Origin of the sequence: Mesorhizobium sp. M2A.F.Ca.ET.037.01.1.1 (assembly GCF_003998075.1) — a bacterium.
GTDB lineage: Bacteria > Pseudomonadota > Alphaproteobacteria > Rhizobiales > Rhizobiaceae > Mesorhizobium.
In genome coordinates this window covers 1-4,605 of record NZ_RZSA01000533.1, presented here as the reverse complement: position 1 = coordinate 4,605, position 4,605 = coordinate 1, and the positions used below count along the sequence as shown (strand labels likewise).

The following is a 4,605-nucleotide window of genomic DNA, read 5'->3' as shown; positions in this document are numbered from 1 at the left end:
AATCCGGTTTGATGGTGTTTCGATGAAGCCATCATGCCGGATTGAAAAACAAACGAGAAACGAGTAGTTCTTTTCCGATCATCAAGTTTTATTTGGAGATCATATGTCCAGGCTGCTGCCCGGAACGCGCGCGCTGAGGACGTTCGAGGCGGCCGCCAGGCACCTCAATTTCACCCGCGCCGCCGACGAGCTCGGCCTGACGCCGGCGGCGGTCAGCCACCAGATCAAGGAAATCGAGGATCAGCTCGACCTGGTGCTGTTCACGCGCACCAGCCGTAGCATCCGGCTGACCGAGGCGGGCAGCCTGCTGCATGATGCGTCGATCGACGCGCTCGACCTGCTCAACCGGGCGGTCAGCCGCGCCCGCAAGATGACCCGCGGCACGGCATTGCTGAAGGTGACGCTCGACGCGCAGTTCGCGACGAAATGGCTGATGCGCCGCGTCGACGATTTCCGCCAGCAGAAGCCCGGCATCGAGCTGCGCTTCGACATCACCTACGACGTAAGGGACTTCGAGCGCGACGATGTCGATATCGGCATCCGCTTCGGTACCGGAAAATATCCGGGGCTCGTCGCGCACCGGCTGTTCGAGAACATCATCATTCCGGTGTGCAGCCCAGCGCTGCTGGCGTCGGGTCCGCCGCTGAACGAGCCGCGCGATCTCTTCAACCATACGCTCGCGCATATCGAATGGTCGCGGCAGGGCGTGACCTGGCCGAACTGGAGCATGTGGATGCAGGCGGCCGGCGTCGATGATTTCGACGACAGCCGCACGCTGGTGTTCGGATCGTCAACCGATGCCACCCAGGCGGCGCTCGACGGCAATGCGGTGGCGCTGGCCGACTTCGCCATGGTCGCCAACGATCTTTCGCAAGGGCGCCTGGTGCGACCCTTCGAGCTCGGCATCAAGGTCGCGCCGGAATTCGCCTATTTCCTGGTCTACCCCGAGACTGCGAAAGACGACGCGCGGGTCATCGCTTTTCGCGAATGGCTGCTGGACGAGGTGGCGAAAACGCCGACATAGGACCTGTCGTCAGACTGCCGGCGCCGCCGGCGCGCCGAACCAGCCGATGACGGCGCCGATGATCAGCATCACGCCCAGCCAGTGGCCGGCATCGATCAAGGTCAGCGCCCAGCCGAAACCTTCATAGCGGTGGTTGACGGCAAGCGTGGTGGCGATGAACCCCAGCCAAAGCACGAAGCCGAACAGCAAGCCCGCGACCGGGTTCGGCTCGCCGCCGGTGATTGCCCCCACCACCAGTGTCAGCACGAGCGCCATGATCAGCTCGGCGATGAAGCTGATGACGAACGGAACGGCCGAGCGTTTCATGGTGGCAGGGTCGAGCTTGGCCGCCTTCAGCCAAGGCTTGCTCAGGCTCATATACCAGGCTGCCCCGAACAACCATGCGACGACGGCGGCGACGATCACCGCCAGCCAGTTCACGACCGAAAAATCCATGCTTTTCCCCTCCAGATCGAGATGCGATGGAACGCTTGTTCGGCGATCGCGTCAAGCGAGGCGCCAGACGGTCGTGCGCTTGACCTCGGCATCCTCCAGCACGCGCGTCACCGGAACCTGATAGACGGCAAGCGATTGCAGCCCGGACCTGGGGAGGTAGGCGCGGCCGGGGTCGCCGACGAAGACCTCGGCGCCGCGCGCCCGCAGGCTCGTGAACCAGGGCAGCAGCCTGTCGGCGAAAGCCTTGTCGTAGAAGACGTCGCCGGCAAGCACGACGTCCCAGCCATCGTCGGTGCCGACACAATCCTTGCCGAGGAATTGCGCTTCGACGCCGTTGGCTTCGAGGTTAAGCGCGATCGCCGTCTCGCAGAACGGATCGATGTCGGCGGCGATCGCCTGCCTCGCACCCGCTTTCATCGCGGCTATGGCGACGAGGCCCGAGCCGGAGGCGAAGTCGAGCACGCGTCTGCCGCGCACCGCCCCGGGATTGTCGAGCACATAGCGGGCGAGGCCCTGGCCGCCGGCCCGGGCGAAGGCCCAGAAGGGCGGCGGCAGGCCGATCTCGGCCAGCTCCTCCTCGGTGCGCAGCCAAAGGTCATGTGCCTCGTCGGCGAGGTGCAGCAGCACTTCCGGCACATGCGGCGGCGCCATCAGCGCTGTGTTGTCGAGGATGAACTTTTTGGCGCTTTTCGGCGTGAGCCTGGTCACGGCGCCGGGTTGAGCTCGGCCATGCGGCAGACCTCTTTCCATTCGGCCGGCGTCACCGGCTGCACGGAAAGCCGGCCGAGCCGCACCAGCGCCATCTCGGCGAGCTTGGGATTGGCCTTGACCTGTTCCAGCGTCACCGGCTTCGGCACGTCCTTGAAGGCGCGGATGTCGACGCACTCCCAGCGCGGATCGTCGGTGGTCGTATCGGGATGCGCCAGCGCGCAGACCTCGGCGATGCCGACGATGTCGAGCCCCTCATTGGAATGATAGAAGAAACCGAGATCGCCGATCCGCATCGCCTTCATATTGTTGCGGGCGGCGTAGTTGCGCACGCCGTCCCACTGCGTGCCGGCCTTGCCCTTGGCCTTCAGCGCCTCGAAGGAAAAGACCGAGGGTTCGGACTTGAACAGCCAGTAGTTCATCTTCTCGTTCTCCAGGGGCGCTTCGACTGCGAATTAACTACAGCGTCCTTCGAGGACGCCGTAGTATCTTATTTTTGCGCATGATCCTTGCCCAAAATCGATATCGATTTTCGGGGTCATGCGCCCGCCGGCTTGTTGAAGGTCCAGTTCCACTGACGGATTTCGACGCTCTCGCACAGGCCCGCCTTGGCATAGGGGTCGGCCGCCGACAGCGCCTGCGCCGCCGCCAGGTCCGGCGTCTCGACCACGACGAGGCTGCCGTCCGGCTTGCCCTCGGCGTTGAGGAAGGGACCGGCAAAGGCCAGCTTTCCCTCGCCGTTCAGGCCTTCGAGAAACGCGACATGGGTCGGCCTGGTGTCGATGCGCAGCTGCAGGCTGCCGGGCTTGTCCTTGCAAATCAACGCAAACAGCATTTTTCAACTCCGATGGTTCAGATGTCGGTTTCGGTCTTGAGCGGGCGTGTCATCAGCGCGGTCACGGCCTGGCCGATGGTGATCTTGCCGTCGAGGATGGCGGCGACGGCCGAAATGATCGGCGCCTCGATGCCGCGCTCGGCGGCGATGCGGGCGGCAATGCCCGCCGTCGGCACGCCTTCGGCAAGCGGCCGGCCGGCAAGCGGCTTGCCCTGGCCGAGCGCCAGGCCATAGGCGAAATTCCGCGACTGCGCCGAGGAGCAGGTGAGCAAGAGGTCGCCAAGGCCGGATAGCCCCATCAGCGTCTCCGGCCTGGCGCCGAAAGCCGCGCCGATGCGGCGCAGTTCGACGAAGCCGCGCGTCACCATGGCGGCTTGGGCGCTGGCGCCAAGGCCCGCGCCGGTGACAGCGCCCGCGGCGATGGCAAAGACGTTCTTCAGCGCGCCGCCGATCTCGACGCCGATCAGGTCGTCGCTGGAATAGCAGCGCAGATTCTCCGCCGAGAAGCGGGCGGCAAGCTCGGCCGCCAGTTCCGCCTCGCGGGCCGCGACCACGACGGCCGTCGGCAGGCCGCGTGCGACATCGCTGGCGAAGCTCGGGCCGGAAAGCGCTGCGACCGGATTTTTGGGCAGGCTTTCCTCGACAATCGTCGAGAGCAGCGCGCCGGTGTCGCGCTCGATGCCCTTGGCGCAGAGAACCAGCGGTATGCCAGTAGGAACGTGGTTGTTGGCTTGGGCCAGGACGGCACGCAGAGACTGCGCGGGCGTCACGGCGAGCACGCAGTCGGCACCGCCGAGCGCAGCCGCCATATCGCTGGTCGCCGCGATGCCGGGCGCGATGCTGATGCCGGGCAAATAGCGCGGATTCTCGCCGCGGGCGATGGCGGCGACGGTCTCAGTGTCGCGCGCATAGAGCCGCACATCATGGCCGGCGCGCAGCATGGCAAGGGCCAGCGCCGTGGCCCAGGCGCCGCCGCCCAGCACCGCGACGCGCCAGCCGCTGCCGGATTTCCTGCCGCTCGTTTCCTTGGCGCTCATGCCTTGGCCCCACGCCGGCCTGAGCCGACCAGGGGCGCGGACACGCTGTCGAGCGGCCAGCGCGAACGCGGCACGAAATCGGCGGTGTTCTCGTCGGCGATGCCGGCGCGCAGGCGTTCGATGCCGGCCCAGGCGATCATCGCCGCATTGTCGGTGCACAGTTTCTGCGGCGGCGCGACGAAGGCGAAGCCGGCTTGCGCGCAAAGCGCTTCAAGCGTCGCCTTGATCGTGCGGTTGGCCGCGACGCCGCCGGCGACGACCAGCGCCGGCTTTGCCTGATCGGGAAATTCCTGGCGGAAGCGGGCAAGCGCGCGGCCGACACGGTCGCCCAGCGCGTCGGCCACCGCGGCCTGGAACGAGGCGCAGATGTCGGCGACGTCCTGGTCGCTCAGCGGCGCAATCGCGGTCGCCGCCTGGCGCACCGCCGTCTTCAGGCCGGAGAAGGAGAAATCCGGCTGCGCCGAGCCTTTCATCGGGCGCGGGAAGGCGAAGCCGCCGGCGTCGCCTGTCGCCGCCGCCTTCTCGACATTCGGGCCGCCGGGATAGGGCAGGCCGCGCATCTTGGC

Annotated in this window: 6 protein-coding genes and 1 pseudogene; 1 reads left to right on the top strand and 6 read right to left on the bottom strand. The window is 66.5% G+C overall.

Going from position 1 to position 4,605, the window contains the following annotated elements:
• The first annotated feature begins 103 nt into the window (after positions 1 to 103).
• A complete protein-coding gene (gcvA, locus tag EOA27_RS23385) occupies positions 104 to 1,024 on the top strand; it encodes a transcriptional regulator GcvA (protein ID WP_126080491.1) in 921 nt (306 codons plus the stop codon).
• Between the two features lie 9 nt (positions 1,025 to 1,033).
• On the opposite strand, the gene EOA27_RS23380 is transcribed toward gcvA, so the two are convergent.
• From EOA27_RS23380 to EOA27_RS23355, 6 genes and pseudogenes are all read right to left on the bottom strand, one after another.
• Entirely contained in the window at positions 1,034 to 1,459 is a 426-nt protein-coding gene (locus tag EOA27_RS23380) for a DUF1761 domain-containing protein (protein WP_127257329.1), read from the bottom strand.
• Between the two features lie 51 nt (positions 1,460 to 1,510).
• Positions 1,511 to 2,209, bottom strand: a complete 699-nt coding sequence (locus tag EOA27_RS23375) for a methyltransferase (protein ID WP_189562091.1) — start codon at positions 2,207 to 2,209, stop codon at positions 1,511 to 1,513.
• Positions 2,164 to 2,589: an EVE domain-containing protein gene (locus tag EOA27_RS23370; RefSeq protein WP_042645552.1), complete on the bottom strand. Its 426-nt coding sequence runs from the start codon at positions 2,587 to 2,589 to the stop codon at positions 2,164 to 2,166. Before EOA27_RS23370 ends, EOA27_RS23375 begins: the two co-directional genes overlap by 46 nt.
• A gap of 116 nt (positions 2,590 to 2,705) precedes the next feature.
• Positions 2,706 to 3,002 (bottom strand): YciI-like protein, encoded by a 297-nt coding sequence (locus EOA27_RS23365; RefSeq protein ID WP_126080494.1) that lies wholly within the window; start codon positions 3,000 to 3,002, stop codon positions 2,706 to 2,708.
• Between the two features lie 17 nt (positions 3,003 to 3,019).
• Positions 3,020 to 4,039: an NAD(P)H-dependent glycerol-3-phosphate dehydrogenase gene (locus EOA27_RS23360; protein ID WP_126080495.1), complete on the bottom strand. Its 1,020-nt coding sequence runs from the start codon at positions 4,037 to 4,039 to the stop codon at positions 3,020 to 3,022.
• A pseudogene (locus tag EOA27_RS23355) lies at positions 4,036 to 4,605 on the bottom strand (tRNA (adenosine(37)-N6)-threonylcarbamoyltransferase complex transferase subunit TsaD); the annotation flags it as partial. The pseudogene EOA27_RS23355 and the gene EOA27_RS23360, both read right to left, overlap by 4 nt.